The 26,988-nt window shown below is 46.9% G+C and carries 28 protein-coding genes; 19 read left to right on the top strand and 9 right to left on the bottom strand.

The features are described from left to right. Positions 1–33 precede the first annotated feature (33 nt). The 4 genes from radC (at position 34) to mutM (ending at position 2,250) form a co-directional block, all read left to right on the top strand. On the top strand, positions 34–702 hold the full coding sequence (gene radC, locus G434_RS10090; protein WP_001297375.1) for a RadC family protein: 669 nt from the start codon (positions 34–36) through the stop codon (positions 700–702). Positions 703–918: 216 nt separating this feature from the next. After that, the gene (gene rpmB / locus G434_RS10095; RefSeq protein WP_000091955.1) at positions 919–1,155 is read left to right on the top strand and encodes a 50S ribosomal protein L28; all 237 of its coding nucleotides are present in this window, start codon (positions 919–921) and stop codon (positions 1,153–1,155) included. A 20-nt stretch (positions 1,156–1,175) separates the two neighbouring features. Then, positions 1,176–1,343 carry a 50S ribosomal protein L33 gene (rpmG, locus tag G434_RS10100; protein WP_001051798.1) on the top strand — a complete coding sequence of 56 codons (168 nt, stop codon included), beginning with the start codon at positions 1,176–1,178 and terminating at the stop codon, positions 1,341–1,343. Between the two features lie 97 nt (positions 1,344–1,440). Beyond that, a complete protein-coding gene (gene mutM / locus G434_RS10105) occupies positions 1,441–2,250 on the top strand; it encodes a bifunctional DNA-formamidopyrimidine glycosylase/DNA-(apurinic or apyrimidinic site) lyase (protein ID WP_001114533.1) in 810 nt (269 codons plus the stop codon). Positions 2,251–2,288: 38 nt separating this feature from the next. Here the strand turns inward: mutM and coaD are convergent, their stop codons facing one another. Continuing rightward, positions 2,289–2,768: a pantetheine-phosphate adenylyltransferase gene (gene coaD / locus G434_RS10110; protein WP_001171873.1), complete on the bottom strand. Its 480-nt coding sequence runs from the start codon at positions 2,766–2,768 to the stop codon at positions 2,289–2,291. Positions 2,769–2,775: 7 nt separating this feature from the next. After that, on the bottom strand, positions 2,776–4,053 hold the full coding sequence (gene waaA / locus G434_RS10115) for a lipid IV(A) 3-deoxy-D-manno-octulosonic acid transferase (protein WP_000891574.1): 1,278 nt from the start codon (positions 4,051–4,053) through the stop codon (positions 2,776–2,778). Positions 4,054–4,465: 412 nt separating this feature from the next. On the opposite strand from waaA, the gene rfaQ reads away from it, so the two are divergent. The 7 genes from rfaQ to G434_RS10150 are packed head-to-tail and all read left to right on the top strand — an operon-like array spanning position 4,466 to position 11,407. Continuing rightward, a complete protein-coding gene (gene rfaQ, locus G434_RS10120; protein ID WP_000360390.1) occupies positions 4,466–5,524 on the top strand; it encodes a lipopolysaccharide core heptosyltransferase RfaQ in 1,059 nt (352 codons plus the stop codon). Beyond that, positions 5,521–6,645, top strand: coding sequence for a glycosyltransferase family 4 protein (locus G434_RS10125; RefSeq protein WP_000634253.1), 1,125 nt, complete (start codon positions 5,521–5,523; stop codon positions 6,643–6,645). Before rfaQ ends, G434_RS10125 begins: the two co-directional genes overlap by 4 nt. Then, entirely contained in the window at positions 6,638–7,435 is a 798-nt protein-coding gene (gene rfaP, locus G434_RS10130) for a lipopolysaccharide core heptose(I) kinase RfaP (protein ID WP_001300933.1), read from the top strand. The genes G434_RS10125 and rfaP overlap by 8 nt, the downstream gene beginning before the upstream one ends. A gap of 42 nt (positions 7,436–7,477) precedes the next feature. Continuing rightward, complete coding sequence (gene waaO, locus G434_RS10135; protein WP_000080652.1) at positions 7,478–8,485, top strand: lipopolysaccharide 3-alpha-galactosyltransferase; 1,008 nt, start codon at positions 7,478–7,480, stop codon at positions 8,483–8,485. 25 nt (positions 8,486–8,510) lie between these two features. Further along, positions 8,511–9,218 (top strand): lipopolysaccharide core heptose(II) kinase RfaY, encoded by a 708-nt coding sequence (gene rfaY, locus G434_RS10140; protein ID WP_000639944.1) that lies wholly within the window; start codon positions 8,511–8,513, stop codon positions 9,216–9,218. A 24-nt stretch (positions 9,219–9,242) separates the two neighbouring features. Continuing rightward, on the top strand, positions 9,243–10,256 hold the full coding sequence (locus G434_RS10145; protein ID WP_000346019.1) for a UDP-glucose--(galactosyl) LPS alpha1,2-glucosyltransferase: 1,014 nt from the start codon (positions 9,243–9,245) through the stop codon (positions 10,254–10,256). An 8-nt stretch (positions 10,257–10,264) separates the two neighbouring features. Continuing rightward, on the top strand, positions 10,265–11,407 hold the full coding sequence (locus tag G434_RS10150) for a lipopolysaccharide N-acetylglucosaminyltransferase (RefSeq protein ID WP_000227800.1): 1,143 nt from the start codon (positions 10,265–10,267) through the stop codon (positions 11,405–11,407). Positions 11,408–11,444: 37 nt separating this feature from the next. On the opposite strand, the gene rfaL is transcribed toward G434_RS10150, so the two are convergent. Genes rfaL through rfaD form a run of 4 tightly spaced genes read right to left on the bottom strand, consistent with a single transcriptional unit; the run spans position 11,445 to position 15,634 of the window. Beyond that, a complete protein-coding gene (rfaL, locus tag G434_RS10155; protein ID WP_000204737.1) occupies positions 11,445–12,653 on the bottom strand; it encodes an O-antigen ligase RfaL in 1,209 nt (402 codons plus the stop codon). After that, positions 12,650–13,642, bottom strand: coding sequence for a lipopolysaccharide heptosyltransferase RfaC (rfaC, locus tag G434_RS10160; protein WP_001264577.1), 993 nt, complete (start codon positions 13,640–13,642; stop codon positions 12,650–12,652). Before rfaC ends, rfaL begins: the two co-directional genes overlap by 4 nt. A gap of 3 nt (positions 13,643–13,645) precedes the next feature. After that, a complete protein-coding gene (gene rfaF / locus G434_RS10165; RefSeq protein ID WP_000699227.1) occupies positions 13,646–14,692 on the bottom strand; it encodes an ADP-heptose--LPS heptosyltransferase RfaF in 1,047 nt (348 codons plus the stop codon). A gap of 9 nt (positions 14,693–14,701) precedes the next feature. Further along, complete coding sequence (gene rfaD, locus G434_RS10170) at positions 14,702–15,634, bottom strand: ADP-glyceromanno-heptose 6-epimerase (protein WP_000587750.1); 933 nt, start codon at positions 15,632–15,634, stop codon at positions 14,702–14,704. 303 nt (positions 15,635–15,937) lie between these two features. Between rfaD and yibB the strand changes: the two genes are divergently transcribed. From yibB to waaH, 4 genes are all read left to right on the top strand, one after another. Further along, positions 15,938–16,795, top strand: coding sequence for a protein YibB (gene yibB, locus G434_RS10175; protein WP_000842829.1), 858 nt, complete (start codon positions 15,938–15,940; stop codon positions 16,793–16,795). A 275-nt stretch (positions 16,796–17,070) separates the two neighbouring features. Then, the gene (kbl, locus tag G434_RS10180) at positions 17,071–18,267 is read left to right on the top strand and encodes a glycine C-acetyltransferase (protein WP_001213834.1); all 1,197 of its coding nucleotides are present in this window, start codon (positions 17,071–17,073) and stop codon (positions 18,265–18,267) included. 9 nt (positions 18,268–18,276) lie between these two features. Then, positions 18,277–19,302 carry an L-threonine 3-dehydrogenase gene (tdh, locus tag G434_RS10185; protein WP_000646019.1) on the top strand — a complete coding sequence of 342 codons (1,026 nt, stop codon included), beginning with the start codon at positions 18,277–18,279 and terminating at the stop codon, positions 19,300–19,302. Positions 19,303–19,540: 238 nt separating this feature from the next. After that, positions 19,541–20,575: a UDP-glucuronate:LPS(HepIII) glycosyltransferase gene (waaH, locus tag G434_RS10190; RefSeq protein ID WP_000982100.1), complete on the top strand. Its 1,035-nt coding sequence runs from the start codon at positions 19,541–19,543 to the stop codon at positions 20,573–20,575. On the opposite strand, the gene G434_RS10195 is transcribed toward waaH, so the two are convergent. The 3 genes from G434_RS10195 to gpmM are packed head-to-tail and all read right to left on the bottom strand — an operon-like array spanning position 20,562 to position 24,362. Then, complete coding sequence (locus G434_RS10195) at positions 20,562–21,521, bottom strand: divergent polysaccharide deacetylase family protein (protein ID WP_000483832.1); 960 nt, start codon at positions 21,519–21,521, stop codon at positions 20,562–20,564. The genes waaH and G434_RS10195 overlap by 14 nt on opposite strands. Before the next feature lie 3 nt (positions 21,522–21,524). After that, positions 21,525–22,784: a murein hydrolase activator EnvC gene (envC, locus tag G434_RS10200; protein WP_000196271.1), complete on the bottom strand. Its 1,260-nt coding sequence runs from the start codon at positions 22,782–22,784 to the stop codon at positions 21,525–21,527. A gap of 33 nt (positions 22,785–22,817) precedes the next feature. After that, positions 22,818–24,362 carry a 2,3-bisphosphoglycerate-independent phosphoglycerate mutase gene (gene gpmM / locus G434_RS10205; RefSeq protein WP_000116566.1) on the bottom strand — a complete coding sequence of 515 codons (1,545 nt, stop codon included), beginning with the start codon at positions 24,360–24,362 and terminating at the stop codon, positions 22,818–22,820. 244 nt (positions 24,363–24,606) lie between these two features. Here gpmM and G434_RS10210 point away from each other — a divergent pair, with 244 nt between their 5' ends. From G434_RS10210 to gpsA, 4 genes are all read left to right on the top strand, one after another. Next, the gene (locus G434_RS10210) at positions 24,607–25,038 is read left to right on the top strand and encodes a rhodanese-like domain-containing protein (RefSeq protein WP_001156181.1); all 432 of its coding nucleotides are present in this window, start codon (positions 24,607–24,609) and stop codon (positions 25,036–25,038) included. A gap of 142 nt (positions 25,039–25,180) precedes the next feature. Further along, positions 25,181–25,432, top strand: coding sequence for a glutaredoxin 3 (grxC, locus tag G434_RS10215; protein WP_000024389.1), 252 nt, complete (start codon positions 25,181–25,183; stop codon positions 25,430–25,432). Between the two features lie 62 nt (positions 25,433–25,494). Next, positions 25,495–25,962: a protein-export chaperone SecB gene (secB, locus tag G434_RS10220; protein ID WP_000003377.1), complete on the top strand. Its 468-nt coding sequence runs from the start codon at positions 25,495–25,497 to the stop codon at positions 25,960–25,962. After that, positions 25,962–26,981 (top strand): NAD(P)H-dependent glycerol-3-phosphate dehydrogenase, encoded by a 1,020-nt coding sequence (gpsA, locus tag G434_RS10225; RefSeq protein ID WP_001076190.1) that lies wholly within the window; start codon positions 25,962–25,964, stop codon positions 26,979–26,981. The genes secB and gpsA overlap by 1 nt, the downstream gene beginning before the upstream one ends. Positions 26,982–26,988: the final 7 nt, after the last annotated feature.

Here is a 26,988-nt window from a genome sequence, read left to right as displayed (position 1 = left end):
TGACAGGATGCGAGCACCACAAAGGAGGTGAAGGTGAAAAACAATGCACAGCTGTTGATGCCGCGCGAAAAAATGCTGAAGTTTGGTATTAGCGCCTTAACGGATGTCGAGCTGCTGGCGCTATTTCTGCGTACCGGAACGCGCGGTAAAGATGTATTAACCCTGGCAAAAGAGATGCTGGAGAATTTCGGCTCTCTTTATGGCTTGTTAACCTCTGAATATGAACAATTTAGTGGCGTTCATGGAATTGGCGTGGCGAAATTTGCCCAGTTAAAGGGGATTGCTGAACTGGCGCGGCGTTACTACAACGTGCGGATGCGTGAAGAAAGCCCTTTACTCAGCCCGGAGATGACGAGGGAATTTTTACAAAGCCAGCTCACGGGTGAAGAGCGGGAGATCTTTATGGTGATCTTTCTCGACTCACAACACCGGGTTATAACGCATAGCCGTCTTTTTTCCGGCACGCTAAACCATGTTGAAGTCCATCCTCGGGAAATTATCCGCGAAGCGATAAAAATAAATGCCTCGGCGCTGATCCTTGCACATAATCACCCTTCGGGTTGTGCTGAACCCAGTAAAGCGGATAAACTCATTACTGAACGGATAATAAAGAGTTGTCAGTTCATGGATTTACGCGTGCTCGACCATATCGTGATTGGGCGTGGAGAGTATGTTTCTTTTGCCGAACGCGGCTGGATTTAACCCGCTATGCGCGATCCTTCGGGATCTTTGTCTGTTCGGGACTTGAGCACATCGCTGAGTCAGCGTATACTACGCCACCTTTGAGAATCTCGGGTTTGGCATTTGGGCCTGGCAATCGAGAGTTCACATAGAACTGCGATGACCGGGCTGTAAAGCCTGACGAGGCGCCAATACCCCATACGAAGCTCGAGCTAATTTGATTTTTGGAGAATAGACATGTCCCGAGTCTGCCAAGTTACTGGCAAGCGTCCGGTGACCGGTAACAACCGTTCCCACGCACTGAACGCGACTAAACGCCGTTTCCTGCCGAACCTGCACTCTCACCGTTTCTGGGTTGAGAGCGAGAAGCGTTTTGTCACCCTGCGCGTATCTGCTAAAGGTATGCGTGTAATCGATAAAAAAGGCATCGATACAGTTCTGGCTGAACTGCGTGCCCGTGGCGAAAAGTACTAAGTACTTAGAGGAAATAAATCATGGCTAAAGGTATTCGTGAGAAAATCAAGCTGGTTTCTTCTGCTGGTACTGGTCACTTCTATACCACTACGAAGAACAAACGTACTAAGCCGGAAAAACTGGAACTGAAAAAATTCGATCCAGTTGTTCGCCAGCACGTGATCTACAAAGAAGCGAAAATCAAATAATTTTTGCTTTGATGTAACGAAAAACCTCGCCCCGGCGGGGTTTTTTGTTATCTGCCTGCCCCCATATTGACTGCATCTGTTCATTCCTGGAGATGCTATGCCTGAATTACCCGAAGTTGAAACCAGCCGTCGCGGCATAGAACCGCATCTCGTTGGTGCAACCATTCTTCATGCGGTGGTGCGCAACGGACGCTTGCGCTGGCCGGTTTCAGAAGAGATCTACCGTTTAAGCGACCAACCAGTGCTTAGCGTGCAGCGGCGGGCTAAATATCTGCTGCTGGAGCTGCCTGAGGGCTGGATTATCATTCATTTGGGGATGTCTGGCAGTCTGCGCATCCTTCCAGAAGAACTTCCCCCTGAAAAGCATGACCATGTGGATTTGGTGATGAGCAACGGTAAAGTGCTGCGCTACACCGATCCGCGCCGCTTTGGTGCCTGGCTATGGACCAAAGAGCTGGAAGGGCACAACGTTCTGGCCCATCTTGGACCGGAGCCGCTTAGTGACGATTTCAACGGTGAGTACCTGCATCAGAAGTGCGCGAAGAAAAAAACGGCGATTAAACCGTGGCTGATGGATAACAAGCTGGTGGTAGGCGTAGGGAATATCTATGCCAGCGAATCTCTGTTTGCGGCGGGGATCCATCCGGATCGGCTGGCGTCATCACTGTCGCTGGCAGAGTGTGAATTGTTAGCTCGGGTGATTAAAGCGGTGTTGCTGCGTTCGATTGAGCAGGGTGGTACAACGCTGAAAGATTTTCTGCAAAGTGATGGTAAACCGGGCTATTTCGCGCAGGAATTGCAGGTTTACGGGCGAAAAGGCGAACCCTGTCGGGTGTGCGGTACGCCGATTGTGGCGACTAAACATGCGCAGCGGGCAACGTTTTATTGTCGGCAGTGCCAGAAGTAATTCATGCGCGCCGGATGGCATACCATCCGGCATAAACGCTACGCTAACTTCGCCATCAGCGCCTGATGGACATTCTCCGGCAGGAAATGGGTGACATCGCCCTGATGGCGCGCCACCTCTTTCACCAACGATGAAGAGATAAACGACCACTCTTTCGACGGCATCAGAAACACACTTTCCAGTTCCGGCATTAAGTGGCGATTCATATGCGCCAGCTGCATTTCATATTCAAAATCCGCCACCGCACGCAGGCCACGAATCAGCACCGTAGCGTGTTGATTGCGGGCGAAGTTCGCCATCAAATCACTAAACCCGACCACTTCCACGTTCCCCAGATGCGCGGTTGCCTGCTGTGCCAGCTCCACACGCTCTTCCAGGGTAAACATCGGTTTTTTACTGGGGCTGGCGGCAATCGCCAGAATAACGTGATCGAACATTTGCGTGGCGCGCGTCACGATATCGATATGACCATTGGTAATGGGATCGAAAGTACCCGGATAAATCGCCCGTTTTTGCATAACAACCTCAATGCGTTTTCGGTGGCAGGTAAGGTTCCAGCAGTTGAAGCAGACGCTGTAGCGCGCCCTGGTTTTGATACAGTACTTCAACGGCATGACGGCCATAGAAACTACGGTAATCGGCGTCGGTGAGTAAAGAGGAAACCTCTTTTGCAAGCGTAGTGGCATCGGTAACGGTAATCAGCCCGCTTGCCTGCTCCAGCCGCGCGCAAATGTCTTTAAAGTTAAAAGTATGCGGCCCCATCAATACCGGAATAGCGTGTGCGGCAGCTTCCAGCGGATTATGCCCACCACGTTCAACCAGTGAACCGCCAACAAAGGCGAGATCGGCAATGCCATACAGTAACATCAGCTCGCCCATCGTATCGCCAACCACAACCTGCGTGCTGGTGGAGGGGACTTCCCCTGAAGAGCGTGTGATATAGCTTAGTCCAGCCTGGCGGACAAGGTTAATCGCATCCGGGAAGCGTTCCGGATGACGGGGTACCAGGATGAGCAATAAATTCGGGAATTGCTGTAACAATGCCTGATGTGCGGCGATCACCACACTCTCTTCGCCTTCGTGAGTGCTGGTGGCAATCCATACCGGGCGGTGTGGTGCCCACTGGCGGCGCAGCGTCACTGCTTTAGCAGCCAGTTGCGGCGTTACAGAAATATCGAATTTCAGGCTACCGGTAACGGTCACCTGATTATTTTTTGCGCCCAGTGATACAAAACGTGCACCATCTTCTTCATTTTGCGCAGCAATCAGCGTAATACGACGCAGCAAGCGACGGACGAATTTGCCCAGTTTGGCATAACCTGCGGCCGAGCGGGCAGAGAGTCGCGCGTTAGCGATCACCAGCGGAATTTTACGTTTATGTAGCGCCGCAATCAGGTTAGGCCATAGTTCGGTTTCCATAATCAACACTAGTTTAGGGTCGACTTTATTCAGGAAACGATTAAGTGCATCGGGCAGGTCATACGGCAGATAAACGTGCTGAACATCCTTCCCGAAAGCCGATTGTACGCGCTCCGAACCGGTTGGCGTCATGGTTGTTACGGTAATCGGTAAATCAGGATAACGATGACGCAGTGCGCGCACCAACGGGATCGCCGCCAGAGTTTCACCGACGGAGACGGAGTGCAGCATAATGCCGCCTGGTTTTAGCGGATGGCGGTAAAAACCGTAACGTTCACCCCAGCGTTTTCGATAGGCCGGAGCCTTACGTCCGCGCACCCAGAGCCGTATCCAGATCAGCGGCTGAATAAGGTAGAGAAGGGCGGTGTAAAGCAATTCGAGCATAGTAAATAGCTGACTTATGGATGTGCTGGGGATTCTATGTATTTAGCTGTGGCTTTACCATTACTTTTCCCGTTTTTGACTTAAATAGCAATTTACCCGCCAATTCTTGCTGAACATCTATACTTTTTTTGTATTTTTATGCGATTCATTGATTTCTGCAGTACGTGCAGGAAGGAATCGCAGAGCAACAGTGAAAGAATATGGTTGCTAATGATTTTATTTGATTGATTTCTTTATTGAAAATCAACAATGTGCTTAAAAATCATTCGGGTCGGATTGCCGCGAAAGAAGTGATACACTAGCGCGTCAATATCAGTGCGGTATCAGTATTCAGGTAGCTGTTGAGCCTGGGGCGGTAGCGTGCTTTTTCTGCTTCACCTTAATCGGATAATCTCAACAAAAAGAGTTACTTGTGGATAAGCCATTTCGAAGAATTTTGCTCATTAAGATGCGTTTTCATGGGGATATGTTATTAACTACTCCCGTCATTAGTTCGCTGAAAAAAAATTACCCTGACGCAAAAATCGATGTGCTGCTTTATCAGGACACCATCCCGATCCTGTCTGAAAATCCAGAGATTAACGCGCTCTACGGCATAAAAAATAAAAAAGCAAAAGCCGCAGAAAAAATTGCCAACTTTTTTCATCTCATCAAGGTATTACGTGCCAATAAGTATGACCTTATCGTTAATCTTACCGATCAATGGATGGTTGCTATACTGGTGCGCTTATTAAATGCCCGTGTGAAAATTTCCCAGGATTATCATCATCGGCAGGCTGCTTTTTGGCGTAATAGTTTCACTCATTTGGTGCCGTTGCAGGGTGGAAATGTGGTGGAAAGTAACTTATCCGTGCTGTCGCCATTGGGGCTTGAATCGTTGGTGAAGCAGACAACCATGAGTTACCCGCCTGCAAGCTGGAAACGTATGCGTCGCGAACTTGATCACGCTGGTGTTGGACAAAATTATGTGGTTATCCAACCTACGGCGCGGCAAATCTTCAAATGCTGGGACAACGCCAAGTTTTCCGCTGTGATTGATGCCTTACATGCTCGTGGTTATGAAGTCGTTCTGACGTCCGGCCCAGATAAAGACGATCTGGTCTGCGTCAATGAAATTGCGCAGGGATGCCAGACGCCACCAGTAACGGCGCTGGCCGGAAAGGTGACCTTCCCGGAACTTGGTGCGTTAATCGATCATGCGCAGCTGTTTATTGGCGTTGATTCCGCACCGGCGCATATTGCCGCAGCAGTTAATACGCCGCTGATATCGCTGTTTGGTGCGACAGACCATATTTTCTGGCGTCCCTGGTCAAATAACATGATTCAATTCTGGGCGGGAGATTACCGGGAAATGCCAACGCGCGATCAGCGTGACCGAAATGAGATGTATCTTTCGGTTATTCCGGCGGCAGATGTCATTGCTGCTGTCGATAAATTACTGCCCTCCTCCACGACAGGTACGTCGTTATGATCGTTGCTTTTTGTTTATATAAATATTTTCCCTTTGGCGGTTTGCAGCGCGATTTTATGCGTATTGCTCAGACAGTCGCCGCCCGAGGTCATCATGTTCGGGTTTATACCCAGTCGTGGGAAGGCGAATGTCCTGATGTATTTGAACTGATCAAAGTGCCGGTTAAATCGCATACCAATCACGGGCGCAATGCGGAGTATTTTGCCTGGGTGCAAAAACATTTACGCGAACATCCCGTCGATAAAGTCGTTGGATTCAACAAAATGCCGGGGCTGGACGTTTATTATGCCGCTGATGTTTGTTATGCCGAGAAAGTAGCGCAGGAAAAAGGCTTTTTCTATCGCCTGACGTCACGTTATCGCCATTATGCCGCCTTTGAGCGGGCAACCTTCGAACAGGGCAAGCCGACACAGCTGCTGATGCTGACAGATAAGCAAATCGCCGATTTCCAGAAACATTATCAGACTGAAGTGGAGCGTTTTCATATTCTGCCACCGGGGATTTATCCTGATCGTAAATATAGCCAGCAGCCAGCCAATAGCCGTGAAATCTTCCGTAAGAAGAATGGAATAACCGAACAACAATATTTATTGTTGCAGGTTGGTTCAGACTTCACGCGTAAAGGTGTCGATCGTTCCATTGAAGCACTTGCTTCGTTACCGGATTCGCTGCGCCACAACACATTGCTATATGTTGTTGGGCAGGATAAACCGCGAAAATTTGAGGCGCTGGCAGAAAAACGCGGCGTGCGCAGTAATGTTCACTTCTTCTCGGGGCGCAACGATGTCTCGGAATTAATGGCGGCGGCGGATTTATTACTGCATCCTGCCTACCAGGAAGCCGCGGGAATTGTACTGCTGGAAGCGATAACTGCAGGATTACCGGTACTAACAACAGCCGTTTGTGGCTATGCGCATTATATTGTCGACGCCAATTGCGGCGAGGCTATTGCTGAGCCATTCCGCCAGGAAACATTGAATGAGATTTTACGCAAAGCGTTAACGCAATCTTCATTGCGCCAGGCCTGGGCGGAAAATGCGCGACATTATGCTGATACACAAGATTTATACAGTCTGCCAGAGAAAGCGGCGGACATCATAACGGGTGGTCTGGATGGTTGAACTTAAAGAGCCGTTTGCCACGTTATGGCGCGGTAAAGATCCTTTTGAGGAAGTTAAAACCTTGCAGGGTGAGGTATTTCGTGAACTGGAAACTCGCCGCACTCTGCGCTTTGAAATGGCGGGCAAAAGCTATTTTCTCAAATGGCATCGCGGCACGACCCTGAAAGAGATAATCAAAAATTTACTCTCATTGCGGATGCCAGTATTAGGCGCAGACCGCGAATGGAATGCGATTCATCGACTGCGGGATGTCGGCGTTGATACTATGTATGGGGTGGCATTCGGCGAAAAAGGCATTAATCCGCTCACCAGAACCTCGTTTATTATAACTGAAGATCTGACACCAACCATCAGTCTGGAAGATTACTGTGCTGACTGGGCGACTAACCCACCAGATGTTCGCGTAAAGCGTATGCTTATTAAGCGTGTCGCGACGATGGTGCGCGATATGCATGCTGCGGGCATTAACCACCGTGACTGTTATATCTGTCATTTCCTGCTGCACTTGCCTTTTTCCGGTAAGGAAGAGGAGTTAAAAATTTCGGTAATTGACCTGCACCGGGCGCAGCTTCGCACGCGCGTTCCACGTCGTTGGCGCGATAAAGATCTTATAGGGCTTTATTTTTCTTCGATGAATATTGGCCTGACTCAGCGGGATATCTGGCGGTTTATGAAAGTGTATTTTGCCGCCCCGCTTAAAGACATTCTCAAGCAGGAACAAGGACTGCTGTCGCAAGCAGAAGCAAAAGCCACAAAAATCAGGGAAAGAACGATTAGAAAATCGTTGTAACCCGTAACTTATTTTTGCCAAAATTTTGGATACAGAATAAATATGTCTCAACTCAATGATAGTGACATCATCCTTTTTGAGTATAACTTTCATTATCAAAATATAAGATCTAAAAATACTCTTGATATCGCATTTGGTATTGACAGAAATTTTCTTTTTGGATGTGGTGTAGCCATCGCATCTATTCTATTAAACAATAGCGAAATCTCTTGTGAATTTCATGTTTTCACAGATTATATCAGTGATAAAGACAAGTTATATTTTTCCGATTTAGCAAAACAATATAATTCAAGAATTAATATTTATGTTATCAATTGTGATAAGCTGAAGTCATTACCAAGCACGAAAAACTGGACTTACGCTACATATTTTCGATTTATAATTGCAGATTATTTCTATAATAAACATGAAAAAATACTATACCTTGATGCAGATATTGCTTGCAAGGGTAGTATTAAAGAACTCTTAGATTATCAATTCTCTACTAATGAAATTGCCGCAGTTGTAGCTGAAAGAGATGTTGAATGGTGGCAGAATCGAGCCTCGGTATTAACTACACCACAATTAGCTTCTGGATATTTCAATGCTGGTTTTTTGCTGATAAATATTGATGAGTGGAATCTAAATAACATTTCGTCAAAAGCTATTGAAATGTTGCGTGACCCAGATTGGGTAAGTAAAATCACCCACCTTGATCAAGATGTACTGAATGTATTATTGAATGGTAAAGTGAAGTTTATTTCGGGGAAATATAATACCCGATATAGTATTAACTATGAATTAAAAGACAAAGTTGATAATCCAGTCAATGATGACACCGTGTTTATACACTATGTGGGACCTACAAAACCCTGGCATGAGTGGGCTGATTATCCGGTGTCACGTAGTTTTTTGATCGCCAAAGCAGCTTCTCCGTGGTGTAAAGAAGATTTACTTAAACCTGTGAATAGCAATCAGTATCGGTATTGTGCAAAACATAAATTTAAACAAAAGCATTATATGGCAGGCATTTTTAATTATTTAAAGTATTATAAAGAAAAATGCTTCTAAAGATTTAAGGTTAAAATAATTCATTATGATATATAATAAAACGATAAATGGGTTGAAAGTTTTCATAAAAGATAATGATCCCTTTTATGAGCAAGTGCTGAATGACTTTTTAACTTGCAGGGTTAAAACATTAAAAGTTTTTCGTTCTATTGATGATACTAAAGTCATTCTTATTGACACTGCTCGTGGACCTCTTGTACTTAAAGTTTATGCGCCAAAGCATAAAATGATCGAACGTTTCTTAAAATCTTGCGTAAAAAAAGATTATTATGAAAATTTAATTTATCAAACCGATCGGGTACGTGGTGAAGGCATTCAATCAATTAATGACTATTTTTTGCTTGCTGAACGTAAAACATTAAATTTCGCGCATTATTATATTATGCTCATTGAGTATATTGAAGGTGTCGGGTTAAATGAGTATTTGGAAATTTCTGAAGATCTGAAGGAACAATTATCAGAATCGATAAAAGAGTTGCATCAGCATGGAATGGTGTCTGGCGATCCTCATAAAGGAAATTTTATAGTATCCGAAAAAGGTTTAAGACTAATTGACCTTTCAGGTAAAAAAACAACCGCAGTTTTAAAAGCAAAAGATCGCATTGATCTTGAACGGCACTATAATATAAAAAATGAATTGAAAGACTTTGGCTATACATATCTCATATTCAAAAAGAAAATTAAAAAAGCAATCAGGGATGTAAAAGTAAAACTAGGATTGAAGAGCAAATAATGATTATGATGAAGGGTAATTAAATTGGATTTTAAACATCTTACTCAATTTAAAGATATAATTGAACTGGACAAGCGCCCCGTTAAACTTGATGAACGGGAAACGTTTAATGTCTCATGGGGTATTGATGAGAACTACCAGGTTGGGGCTGCGATTTCAATTGCTTCAATTCTTGAAAATAATAAACAAAACAAATTTACCTTTCACATAATCGCTGATTACTTAGACAAAGAGTATATTGAATTATTATCACAATTAGCAACGAAGTATCAAACAGTAATTAAATTATATCATATTGATTCTGAGCCATTGAAGGCGCTACCTCAATCAAATATCTGGCCAGTATCTATTTATTATCGTTTGCTTTCATTTGATTATTTTTCTGCGCGATTGGATTCATTATTATATCTTGATGCTGATATCGTCTGTAAGGGTTCATTGAACGAGTTAATAGCATTAGAGTTTAAAGATGAATATGGGGCTGTGGTAATTGATGTAGATGCTATGCAAAGTAAAAGCGCTGAGCGTTTATGTAATGAGGATTTTAACGGTAGCTATTTTAACTCTGGTGTAATGTATATTAATTTACGGGAATGGTTACAACAAAGACTAACGGAGAAATTTTTTGATCTATTATCAGATGAGTCAATTATCAAAAAATTAAAGTATCCGGATCAAGATATTTTAAACTTAATGTTTTTACATCATGCTAAAATATTACCGAGAAAATATAATTGTATTTATACTATAAAGTCAGAATTTGAAGAAAAAAATAGTGAATATTACACCCAGTTTATTAATGATGAAACTGTCTTCATACATTATACTGGTGTAACTAAGCCATGGCATGATTGGGCGGACTACGCATCTGCAGATTATTTTCGTAATATTTATAATATATCTCCATGGAGAAATATACCTTATAAAAAAGCTGTTAAAAAACATGAGTACAAAGAAAAATATAAACACTTGCTTTACCAGAAAAAATTTCTCAATGGTGTTTTTACAGCAATTAAATATAATGTTATGAAAGGTTAATATTCGAGATGGTTGATAAAATAATATTTACAGTTACTCCTATTTTTTCAATTCCTCCCCGCGGAGCGGCCGCTGTTGAAACGTGGATGTATCAGGTTGCTCAGCGTACCAATTTCCCAAATCGCATTGTTTGTATCAAGAATCCAGGATACTCAAATTACACCTTTGTTAATGATAATTGTAGTATTCATAGGGTTGGATTCAGTCGCATATATAAGCGGTTATTTCAAAAATGGACAAGACTTGATCCTCTACCATATTCACAGAGAATATTGAATATTGCCCATGATTTTCCTATAACGAAAGAAAGTATTATTGTAGTTCATAATAGCATGAAGCTATACACTCAAATTCGTAAGCGAGCTCCTCAGGCAAGAGTGGTTATTCATATGCATAATGCATTTGAACCAAAATTGCTTGAGCAAAATGTTAAAATGATAGTGCCTAGTTTATACTTGAAAAAGTATTACCAATCTTATTTAGCAAATGCAGATATTGAGATTGTACCAAATGGAATTGATTTAGAAACCTATCAATCTACTTTTCAGCCGATCACTAGAAGCGAACTTAATATCTCCCCTGAAGAGAAAATTATTTTTTATGCTGGGCGTATCGTCCCTGACAAAGGCATATTACTGTTGATGCAATCATTCGAAAAATTGGCCGTTGCTCACAAAAATTTAAAATTAGTTGTGATTGGTGATTATACAGAAATGAGTAAAAGTGACAAAGGTGCATATCAACACAATGTCAGGGAAATTGCAAAACGTTTGAAGGATCGTTGCATTATGTTAGGAAGCATACCGCCTGAAAAGATGCATTGTTATTACCCACTGGCAGATTTAGTTGTCATTCCTTCCCAGTTCCAGGAACCATTTTGCATGGTGGCAATTGAAGCTATGGGGGCTGGTAAGCCTGTTTTAGTGAGTACGCGTGGGGGGATGACGGAATTTGTCAAAGAAAATACTACGGGATTCCATTTAAAAGAACCTATGACTGCAGACTCCATAAGCAGCGATATTTTAAAAACGTTAGCGAATCCTGAATTAACAGCAGTTGCAAAGCAAGGTCAGGATTTTGTGTTTGATCACTACAGTTGGGATGGCGTAACTCAAAGATTCGAAGAGGTCATTCATAATTGGTTTGAATAAATAAAAAGGCCGCATTATGCAGCCTTTTTTATTTTTTTTACTTGTTTTTCATTGCTAATAATAAGCCGGCGTAAACGCCTAATAAATTTGGTTCAATTTGTTCTACGTTTCCACGGATAACAAAATAACCTATAAAAGATAGTAAGATTATATAATATGCATTATATGGTGAGCGGTTTTTATTCTGGACGCCATTTTTTATACACTCTTTCAATATTGCGCAGTATAGCATCATAAGACTTATCAGCCCTAATAAACCAGTGCCAAACCAGATGAATAGCGCAAAATTATGTGGCCCTATCGATTGTCTAAAGGTCCATTCTGGATAATCAACGACACGTTTATTATAGACATCTTTATATGCAACGTTACCGTAACCGTAACCAATAACAGGATTTTCTAATATTAGATCGAGTGCGCTGCCTTGAGTACCATTTGCATAGCGATAAGAACTATTAGTTTGTTGAAGTTTATACGTTAGATTTGCGGTCATCTCCTTATGTGTGAAAATAACCGATAATGCAATGATGGAAACCATTACTCCTACTAATAGTAACTTCCATTGTTTAAACATCAGAATCCATATTAATCCAATGACTAACACGGAAAGCCAGGCTCCTCTGGATAAAGTTCCTAATATCAGAAAAATAAAAATAACGCTTAGAACCGCAAAAGAAATGCGGTATTTTGCTGATTTGATAAGCCAGAGATTTAACAATGCAGGAAATAAAAAGACCATCGAGTCAGAAATGCTACGGTGTCTATAATCTGCAAATGGCATTACCCCTTGTTGATAGTCCTTATAATAGGCAATCAATTCAGAAAAACAACGTAAGCCCAACGCACTTATAAATGAGAAGAAAACGATTTTTTCGACATCTTCTCTTTTCTCGTCTCTCAATATGACCGGTATTGCTATTGTGCATAGTAAAGTATTTTCAATGATAGCTTTGAAAATTTCCTTCATGCTAGCACCTGCATCTGGGGATTGAAGAAGTGATAGCAATGCAGCAATAGTTAATATGGCAACACTACCAAAAAGACATGTTTTAAATAGTGAAAGATAGTGTTTTGGCCGTTTGCAGAGATAGACGATTGTCGTTATTGTCATAAGAATAACAATAAGATGTTTATACCTTGTAATCCCACCCAAAAAATAGGTGGTAATGAATAAGAATACGAGAGCTCTGTTCCAGTACGCTATCCAGTTTTTTTTCTCGAGAGAGAAAAATAATGTTGAGGTCATCTTATCTCCGATGTCAACTTATTGGTTATTATTTCAAGATTTAAATTTTGAAAAACGGTTTGAGCTGGCAAATCTGCAAGAGACATACTTGTAGAACGACACTCTACTTGATTCTTCCCATACCCGCCAATTAATCCCGGATCGGTAGGTCCATAAACCGTGATATTGGGTCTATCCAGTGCCGCCGTTAAATGGCTTAACCCCGTATCCACCGACACTACAAATTTAGCCCCGGCCAGCACGCGGGCAACGCCTTCCAGACTCATCTTCGGCAATACTTCAACATAAGCAAATCCTTCCGCCAGTCGTTTCGCCCGTTCTTCCTCATGCGGCGCGCCCCACGGAAGTTTAATCCGTATTCCTGAATCTGCCAGTAAACCAATCAAATCTCGCCAGTGTTCTTCCGGCCAGTGTTTATCATCACGGGTCGTCGCATGAAGAAATACGGCATATTCGCCAGCATCTGTAGGCAGGTTCGTCAGGAAATGCTGTGCAATAGCATAATCGCCCTGGGTTTGCGGTTTGCTATAGCCCAGACTTTTGGCAAACAGTTCGCGGGTGCGTTCTACGGCGTGCTGCTGTTTCGCAATATGATGCTTACGATTGTAAAACAAGCTTGCCAGTGGTTCGCGAGCGGTTTGCCAGTCCATTCCATGCTTTACGCCATGTGCCAGACGCGTCACCAGCGCCGCGCTTTTTACCAGCCCCTGAGCGTCGATAACTGCGTCATAGTTCTCTGCTTGTAGCGCTTCACGAAACGCTTTCCGTTCAGCTTTTATGGGAGCCGAGAACCAGGCTTTACGCCAGCGACGTATTGCCACAGGAATAACTCGCTCAACAGCGGCGTGCCAGGAAGGAATTTGTGCGAACCCTTCTTCCACCACCCAGTCAAACTTAATCCCTGGGATTGCCTGCTGGGCATCAGTGAGTGCGGGCAACGTATGGAGAACATCGCCCATCGACGATGTTTTAACGATCAAAACCCGCATCCGTCAGGCTTCCTCTTGTAACAATAGCGCGTTGAGTTCTTCCAGTGCGCGCTGGGGAGTAATGTCGATCAAGCTCTGGTGATAACCCTCCGCAGCGTCACCTTTACGCACTTTGTGATAGCCGGTAATCAGGCGGATCACGCGTGCTTTATGGGATAGCGGCGGTGTGAAGTCCGGGCTACTCGGACCATACAGGGCAACCAGCGGACGATTGAGCGCCGCCGCAACGTGCATCAGGCCAGAATCGTTAGTGACAATGGCTTTACAGGCTGCAATCAGGATAACCGCTTGATCAAGCTGTGTTTCCCCCGCCAGGTTCCGGCACCATGCCTGCTGCTCGGTATTCAAAGCGGCAAGAATCTCATTGCCCGCTTCATGATCTTTCGCCGAGCCAAACAGAACCACCTGATAACCTTCATCAATCAGCTGCTTTGCCAGTTCCGCATAGTGGTAGTGTGGCCAGCGTTTTGCCGGACCAAACTCCGCACCCGGGCAAAAGCCAATCATCGGACGTTCTGATGAAAGCGAAAATTGATTACAGGTATATGATTTTTCACCTTCGCTCACCTGCAACTGCGGCCATAACAATGGCTGCGGCAGATCTTGTGCTGTACGCATAATGCCTTTGTCATAGGCCAGCGCGACATAGCGTTCCACCATTAGCGGCCAGGCTTCTTTATCGAGCACGCGTACATCGTTAAGTAAACCGTAGCGCATCTCGCCGCGCCAGCCGGTGCGATGAGGAATACCCGCGAAGAAAGGCACTAATGCGGACTTGAAGGAGTTGGGTAAGACGTAGGCGCGGTCGTAGCGCTTTTCACGCAGACTATGACCCAGTTTGCGGCGTTCGCCGATTTCCAGCGCTCCGTGACCGAGAGGCATAGGGATAGCTTCGTTAACTTCCGGCATCCGCGATAATAATGGACGGCACCATGCCGGTGCCATCACGTCGATTATCGCCTGGGGATAGCGCGCCTGGAGCGTGCGATAGAGACTTTGCGACATCATCATGTCGCCAACCCAAGACGGGCCGATCACCAGTATTTTCATGCAGAGCTCTTATGCGTCGCGATTCAGCCAGGCCATGTATTCCGTTACACCTTCAGCAACGGTTTTGAACGGTTTGTCGTAACCCGCCGCGCGCAGATTTGTCAGATCAGCCTGAGTGAACGCCTGATAGCGGCCTTTCAGTTTATCCGGGAACGGAATGTATTCGATCTGCCCTTTCTTGTGATAAGCAAGCGTAGCATCTGCTACTGCCTGGAAGGATTCTGCACGACCGGTGCCGAGGTTGAAGATACCGGAAACGCCATTTTCCAGGAACCACAGGTTTACATCTGCTACGTCGCCCACATAGACGAAGTCACGTTTGAAGTTCTCGCTACCTTCAAACAGCTTCGGTGATTCACCGTTGTTAAGCTGAGTGTTGAGATGGAAAGCGACGCTCGCCATGCTACCTTTATGGCCTTCACGCGGTCCATAAACGTTGAAATAGCGGAAGCCAACAATCTGCGAGTTCGCTTCAGGCAGGATTTGGCGAACATATTCATCAAACAGGAATTTTGAGTAACCGTAGACATTCAACGGTTTTTCATATTCGCGGGATTCAATAAAGTCGGAGGTGCGACCGCCGTAAGTGGCTGCAGAAGAAGCGTACAGGAACGGGATTTCGCGCTCAAGGCAGTAGTGCAGCAGCTCCTTGGAGTATTGATAGTTGTTATCCATCATATATTTGCCGTCCCACTCGGTGGTGGAAGAGCACGCGCCTTCGTGGAAAATCGCTTCGACATCGCCGAACTCTTCGCCAGCCATAATCTGGATCAGGAAGTCTTCCTTATCCATATAGTCCGCGATATCCAGATCCACCAGGTTCACAAACTTGGTGCCGTCTTTCAGGTTGTCCACCACCAGAATATCGGTGATGCCTTTGTCATTCAGGGCTTTAACGATGTTGCTGCCGATAAAGCCCGCGCCGCCGGTAACGATGATCATAACTGTAACCTTCGAATTATGGAGTCAGAGACAATCTCAGACACGAATGTCTGTAATCATACCATCACATCCGAATCCCTTCAGCCCTTTACATAGAGATGCAAGGATGCTAATTGCAACAAACTAGTTTGGGTTTTAGCCAGTCCTTCATGGCGGATGTTGGATTTGCACGTGAATAGTGCTTTAGTATCAATATTCCGATGTATGATAAATAACTGAAACATTTGAATGGATAATATACAGTATACATTCTGTTAATATTTATGATATAATTCTTTTTTTATATTAATGGTCTTATTAGTAATGAAATCATCCACCACAATTATCACTGCATATTTTGACATTGGTAGAGGGGATTGGACTGCTAATAAAGGGTTCCGTGAAAAACTAGCTCGTTCAGTTGATGTTTATTTTAGTTACTTTGAGCGTCTGGCCGCACTTGAAAATGAGATGATTATTTTCACTTCTCCCGATTTGAAATCAAGGGTTGAAGCGATTCGCAACGGAAAACCAACAACGGTTATCGTTATCGATATAAAAAAGAAATTTAGATATATCAGAAGTCGTATCGAAAAAATTCAAAAAGATGAGTCGTTTACAAATAGACTTGAGCCTCGACAATTAAAAAACCCAGAGTACTGGTCACCAGAGTATGTTTTGGTATGTAACCTTAAGGCCTATTTTGTAAATAAAGCTATCAACATGGGCTTAGTGAAAACGCCTCTTGTTGCGTGGATAGATTTTGGCTATTGCCGTAAGCCAAATGTAACTCGAGGATTGAAAATTTGGGATTTCCCATTTGATGAAAATAAGATGCATCTTTTCACTATAAAAAAAGGGCTTACTGTCACATCTCAACAACAGGCTTTTGATTTCATGATTGGCAATCATGTATATATTATTGGTGGCGCAATTGTTGGTTCACAGCATAAATGGAAAGAATTCTATAAATTAGTTCTGGAAAGTCAAAAAATAACCCTAAACAATAACATTGTGGACGATGACCAGGGCATCTTTGTCATGTGCTATTACAAACGTTCCGATCTCTTCAACCTAAACTATCTGGGGAGAGGAAAATGGTTCGATTTGTTTCGCTGCTTCAGGAGTAACACTTTAGGGGCAAAAATGCAGGCGCTGAGAATTTTCCTTTCAAGAAAATAGGTTTCCCTCCATTAGTGGGTAGCGTTTTGATGCCAACTGAGATAGGAAAAAATGATGCTTTGGCATCATTTTTTCTTTTTATATCAATGCAGTAAAATCACTCATCATTATGCCCAGCCAAAACTGTACAGTTTTTCTACTATCTATAGGTGTTGAGAGACATCAAGATTCACGTTATTTATCCTGAATTTTGCAGAAGTGTTAACGCGTCATCTCGTCGCAACCTATAAGTTTGGGTAATATGTGCTGGAATTTGCCCTGTCTGGAGAATCGCAATGCGTGGAGAATTTTATCAGCAGTTAACCAACGATCTGGAAACCGCACGGGCGGAAGGGTTGTTTAAAGAAGAGCGCATTATTACGTCTGCGCAGCAAGCAGATATCACTGTGGCTGATGGAAGCCACGTCATTAACTTTTGTGCCAATAACTATCTCGGACTGGCGAATCATCCGGATCTGATTGCGGCGGCAAAGGCGGGAATGGATTCTCACGGTTTCGGCATGGCTTCGGTGCGTTTTATTTGCGGCACTCAGGACAGCCATAAAGAGCTTGAACAAAAACTGGCGGCCTTCCTGGGGATGGAAGATGCGATTCTCTACTCTTCCTGCTTTGATGCTAACGGTGGCCTGTTTGAAACGCTGTTGGGCGCGGAAGACGCCATTATCTCCGACGCACTGAACCACGCGTCTATTATTGATGGTGTGCGTCTGTGCAAAGCTAAACGCTATCGTTATGCCAACAACGATATGCAGGAGCTGGAAGCACGTCTGAAAGAAGCGCGTGAAGCCGGTGCGCGTCATGTGCTGATTGCCACCGATGGTGTGTTCTCGATGGACGGCGTGATTGCCAATCTGAAAGGCGTTTGCGATCTGGCAGATAAATATGATGCCCTGGTGATGGTAGATGACTCCCACGCGGTAGGTTTTGTCGGTGAAAACGGTCGTGGTTCCCATGAATACTGCGATGTGATGGGCCGGGTCGATATTATCACCGGCACGCTCGGTAAAGCGCTGGGCGGGGCTTCTGGTGGTTATACCGCGGCGCGCAAAGAAGTGGTTGAGTGGCTGCGCCAGCGTTCTCGTCCGTATCTGTTCTCCAACTCGCTGGCACCGGCCATTGTTGCCGCTTCCATCAAAGTGCTGGAGATGGTTGAAGCGGGTAGCGAGCTGCGTGACCGTCTCTGGGCGAACGCGCGTCAGTTCCGTGAGCAAATGTCGGCGGCGGGCTTTACCCTAGCGGGAGCCGATCACGCCATTATTCCGGTCATGCTTGGTGATGCGGTAGTAGCGCAGAAATTTGCCCGTGAGCTGCAAAAAGAGGGCATTTACGTCACCGGTTTCTTCTATCCGGTCGTTCCGAAAGGTCAGGCGCGTATTCGTACCCAGATGTCTGCGGCGCATACCCCTGAGCAAATTACGCGTGCAGTAGAAGCATTCACGCGTATTGGTAAACAACTGGGCGTTATCGCCTGAGGATGTGAGATGAAAGCGTTATCCAAACTGAAAGCGGAAGAGGGCATCTGGATGACCGACGTTCCTGTACCGGAACTCGGGCATAACGATCTGCTGATTAAAATCCGTAAAACAGCCATCTGCGGGACTGACGTTCACATCTATAACTGGGATGAGTGGTCGCAAAAAACCATCCCGGTGCCGATGGTCGTGGGCCATGAATATGTCGGTGAAGTGGTAGGTATTGGTCAGGAAGTGAAAGGCTTCAAGATTGGCGATCGCGTTTCTGGCGAAGGCCATATCACCTGCGGTCACTGTCGCAACTGTCGTGGCGGTCGTACCCATCTGTGCCGCAACACGATCGGCGTCGGCGTTAACCGTCCGGGCTGCTTCGCCGAGTATCTGGTGATTCCGGCGTTCAACGCTTTCAAAATCCCTGACAATATCTCCGATGATCTGGCTTCCATTTTTGATCCCTTCGGTAACGCCGTGCATACCGCGCTGTCGTTTGATCTGGTGGGCGAGGATGTGCTGGTCTCTGGTGCAGGCCCGATTGGTATTATGGCGGCGGCGGTGGCGAAACACGTTGGTGCACGTAACGTGGTGATTACTGATGTTAACGAATACCGCCTTGAGTTGGCGCGTAAAATGGGTGTCACCCGTGCGGTTAACGTCGCTAAAGAGAACCTCAATGATGTGATGGCAGAACTGGGCATGACCGAAGGCTTTGATGTCGGTCTGGAAATGTCCGGTGCGCCGCCAGCGTTTCGTACCATGCTCGACACCATGAACCACGGCGGTCGTATTGCGATGCTGGGTATTCCACCATCTGATATGTCTATCGACTGGACCAAAGTGATCTTTAAAGGCTTGTTCATTAAAGGTATTTACGGTCGTGAGATGTTTGAAACCTGGTACAAGATGGCGGCGCTGATTCAGTCTGGCCTCGATCTCTCGCCGATCATTACCCATCGTTTCTCTATCGATGATTTCCAGAAGGGCTTTGACGCCATGCGTTCGGGCCAGTCCGGGAAAGTTATCCTGAGCTGGGATTAACACAAACAAGGGCTGGTATTCCAGCCCTTTTTCCTGAGGATAATCCGTTAAATATGTAAAATCCTGTCAGTGTAATAAAGAGTTCGTAATTGCGCTGATCTCTTATATAGCTGTTCTCATTATCTCTCTACCCTGAAGTGACTCTCTCACCTGTAAAAATAATATCTCACAGGCTTAATAGTTTCTTAATACAAAGCCTGTAAAACGTCAGGATAACTTCAGAGGTTGTCGGTAATTTATGATGAACAGCACCAATAAACTTAGTGTTATTATCCCGTTATATAATGCGGGTGATGATTTCCGCACTTGTATGGAATCTTTAATTACGCAAACCTGGACTGCTCTGGAAATCATTATTATTAACGATGGTTCAACGGATAATTCTGTTGAAATAGCAAAGCATTACGCAGAAAACTATCCGCACGTTCGTTTGTTGCATCAGGCGAATGCTGGCGCATCGGTGGCGCGTAATCGTGGGATCGAGGTGGCGACGGGCAAATATGTCGCTTTTGTCGATGCTGATGATGAGGTGTATCCCACCATGTACGAAACGCTGATGACCATGGCGTTAGAGGACGACCTCGACGTGGCGCAGTGCAACGCTGACTGGTGTTTTCGTGAAACGGGAGAAACCTGGCAATCCATCCCCACCGATCGCCTTCGCTCAACCGGCGTATTAACCGGCCCGGATTGGTTGCGGATGGGGCTTTCTTCCCGCCGTTGGACTCACGTTGTCTGGATGGGGGTTTATCGCCGCGATGTTATTGTTAAAAATAACATTAAATTTATTGCCGGATTACATCATCAGGATATTGTCTGGACAACAGAATTTATGTTTAATGCGCTGCGTGCGCGATATACCGAGCAATCGTTATATAAATATTATCTGCATAATACGTCAGTGAGTCGGTTGAATAGACAAGGGAATAAAAACCTTAATTATCAACGTCACTATATTAAGATTACCCGCCTGCTAGAGAAATTAAATCGAAATTATGCCGACAAAATTACGATTTATCCGGAATTTCATCAGCAAATAACTTACGAAGCATTGCGTGTTTGCCATGCGGTGCGCAAAGAGCCGGATATTATTACCCGCCAACGGATGATTGCTGAGATATTTACTTCCGGTATGTATAAGCGCCTGATTACCAATGTGCGCAGCGTGAAGGTGGGTTATCAGGCGTTACTGTGGTCTTTCCGCTTATGGCAATGGCGCGACAAAACGCGGTCGCACCATCGCATTACGCGTAGCGCCTTTAATTTACGCTAGCGTTAAGCTTCGCCGCTTCAGGCTGTTTGCCCCAGCCTTGCCACTGATGCTGGAAGTAAACGATCAGCGTGCTCTGGCTGATGCTTTCGCTTAATACTTCAAAGAAGCGATTAGCATAAACAGGTTCCAGCGGTTTCTTCGGTTTGCAGAGCTTCACGCCACGGAACGGATTACGCGGTGTGTCGGGCACAGTGTTTTTCGGCGGTGTAGACGTATCAACCTGCGGTTCATTCAGCAAGCTGCTGGCTTTCACCAGCGTAATGTCTGGCGGCAGGTTATAAACCATCTGTTGTAACACGCGTACCGTGGAAGGGTGAGGATGCCCAATGGCAATGGTCGAACCGTTGCGACGTGCCAGGTCAATTGCGCGATTGAATTGCACACGGATGTCCGCTTCATTTTGCGAATCGTCGAGGAACACTTTCCGTTTGATCACCTTCACGCCAGTGCCTTGCGCTGCGCGCATCGCCTGGGTATTACCGATGGTTACGCTGTCGAGGAAGTAAAGATTGTAACGCTCCAGCGCCTGCATCACTTTCTGCATACCAAACAGGTTAGAGGTCATCTTGCTGCCCATGTGGTTGTTGATCCCCACGGCATAGGGCACGTTATTGACCGCACTACGAATAATGCGCTCAATTTCGTCGCTGCTCATCTCCGGGCGTAGCGTATTTTTCTCCAGCGGCTGTTTACTCAGTGGTGCCATCGGTAGATGAATCAACACTTCGTGACCGCTGTTATGCGCTTTGGTCGCCATCTCTCTGGCGTGCGGTGAATCGGGTAATACAGCGACGGATATAGCGGAAGGCATCGCCAGCACCTGGTTTTCGTTGTGCGGGCGATACCCAAAATCATCAATGACGATGGCAAGCTTGCCAGCAATTACGGGGGAGGAGAGCGCCAACAGAGCGGCAAATGCAAGAACGTTACGACGAAATGGAAACAAAACTTATCTTCCCAACCACGGCTGTGGATTGACCGCCTGACCCTGGCGGCGAATTTCGAAATAGAGTGAAGGCCGACCCTGACCGCCACTGCTGCCCACCAGTGCAATCGGCTGGCCCGCGCGAACCTGCGAACCAACGCTCACCAGTGCGCTCTGATTATAGCCGTAAAGACTCATGTCGCCTTTACCATGCTCAACCACCACCACCAGACCGTAGCCTTGCAGCCAGTCAGCCAGAATCACCCGACCGTCGGCAATTGCTTTAACTTCAGTACCTTCAGAGGCACCGATAACCATTCCTTTCCAGCGTAATTCACCCTGTAGCTGCTCGCCATAGCGATGCAGCGTCGGCCCGCGAACTGGCCAGAATGCCTGACCACGCGGCGCACCCAGGCCACCAGTTCGGGACATCAGCGATTTTTCGCTTTCGGTCGGTTTGTAGGTGGTGCCTTTGCGCGTCGCTTCTTTCTGGCGGTCGCGAACCGCCTGGGCCTCACGCGCTTCTCGTTCAGCACGCGCTTTCGCCGCGGCTTCCGCACGGGCAATGCTGTTACGCAGACGGGATTCGTTGGCGCGCAGCTCGCTCAACTGTTGCTGACCTTGCTGGATGGAAGACTCCAGCCCTGCCAGCGTCTTTTTACGCTCGTTCAGCGCCTGGGTCAGCTTCGCCTGTTGGGCGCGCTGCTCATACAACAGCGTTTGTTGCTCGCTCTGTTTCTCTTCCAGCTCGGCGCGTTGCATAGCGACTTCTTCACGCGTTTGTTTCAACTGAGCAATGGTTTCTTGTCGCGCCTGGTTGAGATAGCCGAAATAAGCCTGTAAACGCTGTCCACGCTGGCTTTCTTCACCGCTGAGAATCAGCTGAATACCGGTATGCTCGCCCTGACGGAATGCGGCATCCAGTTGTGCGGCGAGGCTGCGCTCCTGGGCGGCTTTTTGCTGCTCCAGTTTGGCAATCGACGCGTTCATCTCATCAATCTGTTTATTCAGTTGATTGAGCGTGTTTTGCGTTTCGCGCAGCTTACGGGTGGCTTCCGAGATCGCTTCTTCCTGCTTTTTCAACTGAGCAAGCAGGCTGGAGCGTTGTTGTTGCTTTTGGCGTACCGCGCGCTCTTTCGCGGCGATATCGGCCTGAATAGATTTGAGTTGGTCACGCTCATCCGCGTGGGCGGAAAAGGCGCACAACAATACGCCAGCGCTAAGAACGCTGGCGTAGATGATGGGCCTGATTGCAAACCTGCGCGGTTTCACGGCCCGTGTCATGGTATTAATCGCCTTTCCCCTCATGGGGAGGGATTATTCCACGATGAACAGCGGCTTACCAGTCATCTCTTGCGGGATTTCCATACCCATCAGCGACAACATGGTCGGCGCGATGTCAGAAAGTTTGCCGCCTTCAACCGCTTTCACGTTCTTATCACCAACATAAATCAGCGGAACTGGCAGGTTGGTGTGTGCCGTGTGTGCCTGACCCGTTGCCGGATCGCGCATCTGTTCAGCGTTACCGTGGTCAGCGGTGATCAGCAGTTGTCCACCCACGGACTCAACTGCTTTCGCGACTTCTTCCACGCAGTGATCCAGCGCTTCAACCGCTTTAACCGCCGCTTCCATCACCCCGGTGTGACCTACCATGTCGCCGTTCGGATAGTTACAGATAATGGTGTCGTATTTGCCGCTCTTGATTGCCGCAACCAGTTTTTCGGTCAGCTCTGCGGAGCTCATTTCCGGTTGCAGATCGTAGGTAGCCACTTTCGGTGAGTTGATCAGAATGCGATCTTCGCCTTTGAACGACTCTTCTACGCCACCGTTGAAGAAGAAAGTAACGTGGGCATATTTTTCGGTTTCGGAAATACGTAACTGAGTTTTGTCGTTTTTCGCCATCCACTCGCCGAAGGTGTTAACCAGGGAAGCGGGTGGGTAAGCAACCGCAGTTTTGATGTCAGCGGCGTATTCGGTCAGCATCACGAAATCGACGTTAACCACTTTCTTACGCGCGAAGCCATCGAAATCAGCGTTCACGAATGCACGAGTGATTTCACGTGCGCGGTCAGCACGGAAGTTCATGAAAATCAGCGCATCGCCGTCTTCCATTGCCGCGTCTGGCTGACCTTCTGCACGGATAACGGTCGCTTTCACGAATTCGTCGTTTTCGTCGCGAGCATAAGCAGCCTGCAAACCAGCAACGGCGGTATCGGCCTGGAACTCACCCTGCGCCAGAGTTAGCAGGTCATAAGCTTTTTCAACGCGATCCCAACGGTTATCGCGGTCCATGGCGTAGTAACGACCAATGATGGACGCTACGCGGCCTTTGCCCAGTGCGGCAAATTTTTCTTCGAATTTTTTCAGCGAGGATTCGGCACTGCGCGGTGGAGTGTCGCGACCGTCAAGGAATGCGTGCAGGTAGATTTTTTCTGCGCCGCGTTCAGCGGCCAGTTCTACCATCGCCATGATGTGATCTTCGTGGCTGTGTACGCCGCCTGCGGACAGCAGACCCATAATGTGAACTGCTTTGCCTGCGTTTTTCGCTTTATCTACCGCGCCAGTCAGTACCGGGTTAGCGAAGAAAGCGCGATCTTTGATTTCAACGTCCAGACGAGTCAGGTCCTGATACACGATGCGGCCGGCACCCAGGTTAACGTGGCCTACTTCGGAGTTACCCATCTGACGGTCAGGCAGACCGACTTCCAGACCGGAAGCGTCGATCAGGGTATGCGGACGATTGGCCCACAGTGCATCCATTACCGGGGTTTTAGCACTAAAAATGGCGTTATCCTGCTGTTCTTCACGATAGCCATAGCCATCCAGAATCACCAGTACCATAGGTTTTTTAGAAACCGACATTGCGACAACCTCATACTCAAGAGTCAAAATTTGCGTAATTTTACTACAGCTGAATCGATAAAATAGCCTCTGAAGATCAAAATATACGACCGCTCGCAGCAAGCCGATGCCAGATTTGCGCTTTTTTTTCGTCGCGCCCCGCAAAATTGCATTCCAGTTAACGCGCTGGCTGTATTTGCCGCACCGCGCAGGTATACTCCTTTCCTGGTTTTTTTAATCACTACGTCGGGAGTTGTTACCCCCCATGCAAGAAATTATGCAATTTGTTGGCCGTCATCCCATACTGAGTATCGCCTGGATCGCGTTACTGGTGGCGGTTCTTGTGACTACGTTTAAGAGCCTGACCTCGAAAGTGAAGGTGATTACTCGTGGTGAAGCTACGCGTCTGATCAACAAAGAAGATGCTGTGGTTGTGGATTTACGTCAGCGTGATGACTTCCGTAAAGGCCATATCGCAGGTTCTATCAACCTGTTGCCGAGCGAAATCAAAGCCAACAATGTTGGTGAGCTTGAGAAGCACAAAGACAAACCGGTTATCGTGGTAGACGGTTCTGGCATGCAGTGCCAGGAGCCTGCAAACGCGCTGACGAAAGCTGGTTTTGCGCAAGTATTCGTGCTGAAAGAGGGCGTTGCTGGCTGGGCTGGCGAAAACTTACCTCTGGTGCGCGGCAAATAATTTACCTGTCGTCTTTCATGATGCAGGCCGTTAGCTGCAATTAGGCCCCCAGCGACTTATTGTTATAAGCTTCTGGGGACACTCCATTTTGCAGCCGCCCTGCAACAAGAAATTTTCAGGGTAAAAAAACAGGAGCTAAGTTATGGCCAATGTTGAAATCTATACCAAAGAAACCTGCCCGTATTGCCATCGTGCGAAAGCACTGCTGAGCAGCAAGGGCGTGAGTTTTCAGGAGTTACCGATCGATGCCAACGCCGCTAAGCGTGAAGAGATGATCAAACGCAGCGGTCGCACCACGGTTCCCCAGATTTTTATTGACGCACAGCACATTGGCGGCTGTGATGACTTGTATGCATTGGATGCACGTGGTGGACTGGATCCCCTGCTGAAATAACGTGTGAACGTTGGCATTACATTGCGCAGTATTTAAGGACAACACTTAAGGGTTTTCTACACATGTCAGAACAAAACAACACCGAAATGACTTTCCAGATCCAACGTATTTATACCAAGGATATTTCTTTCGAAGCGCCGAACGCGCCGCACGTTTTCCAGAAAGATTGGCAGCCAGAAGTTAAACTTGATCTGGATACGGCATCTTCTCAACTGGCAGATGACGTTTACGAAGTGGTACTGCGTGTTACCGTAACGGCCTCCCTGGGCGAAGAAACCGCGTTCCTGTGTGAAGTTCAGCAGGGCGGTATTTTCTCCATCGCGGGTATCGAAGGCACCCAGATGGCACATTGCCTGGGTGCATACTGCCCGAACATTCTGTTCCCGTATGCTCGTGAGTGCATCACCAGCATGGTATCCCGCGGTACATTCCCGCAACTGAACCTTGCGCCGGTTAACTTCGATGCGCTGTTCATGAACTATTTGCAGCAGCAGGCTGGCGAAGGTACTGAAGAACATCAGGATGCCTGATGAACCAACGTAATGCTTCAATGACTGTGATCGGTGCCGGCTCGTACGGCACCGCTCTTGCCATCACCCTGGCAAGAAATGGCCACGAGGTTGTCCTCTGGGGCCATGACCCTGAACATATCGCAACGCTTGAACGCGACCGCTGTAACGCCGCGTTTCTCCCCGATGTGCCTTTTCCCGATACGCTCCATCTTGAAAGCGATCTCGCCACTGCGCTGGCAGCCAGCCGTAATATTCTCGTCGTCGTACCCAGCCATGTCTTTGGTGAAGTGCTGCGTCAGATTAAACCGCTGATGCGTCCTGATGCGCGGCTGGTGTGGGCGACCAAAGGTCTGGAAGCGGAAACCGGGCGTCTGTTACAGGACGTGGCGCGTGAAGCGTTAGGCGATCACATTCCGCTGGCGGTTATCTCTGGCCCAACGTTTGCGAAAGAACTGGCAGCAGGTTTACCGACGGCTATTTCGCTGGCCTCTACCGACCAGACCTTTGCTGATGATCTCCAGCAACTGCTGCACTGCGGCAAAAGTTTCCGCGTTTACAGCAATCCGGATTTCATCGGTGTGCAGCTTGGCGGCGCGGTGAAAAACGTCATTGCCATTGGCGCGGGAATGTCCGACGGTATCGGTTTTGGTGCGAATGCGCGTACGGCGCTGATCACTCGTGGGCTGGCTGAGATGTCGCGTCTTGGCGCGGCGCTGGGTGCCGATCCTGCCACCTTTATGGGCATGGCGGGGCTGGGCGATCTGGTGCTTACCTGTACCGACAACCAGTCGCGTAACCGCCGTTTTGGCATGATGCTCGGTCAGGGCATGGATGTACAAAGCGCGCAGGAGAAGATTGGTCAGGTGGTGGAAGGCTACCGCAATACGAAAGAAGTCCGCGAACTGGCGCATCGCTTCGGCGTTGAAATGCCAATAACCGAGGAAATTTATCAAGTATTATATTGCGGAAAAAACGCGCGCGAGGCAGCATTGACGTTATTAGGTCGTGCACGCAAGGACGAGCGCAGCAGCCACTAAACCAAGG

The organism is Escherichia sp. KTE172, assembly GCF_000408845.1.
Lineage (GTDB): Bacteria > Pseudomonadota > Gammaproteobacteria > Enterobacterales > Enterobacteriaceae > Escherichia > Escherichia coli.
Note: the sequence above shows the minus strand (reverse complement) of the source record. Positions and strands in the feature narration are given on the sequence as shown.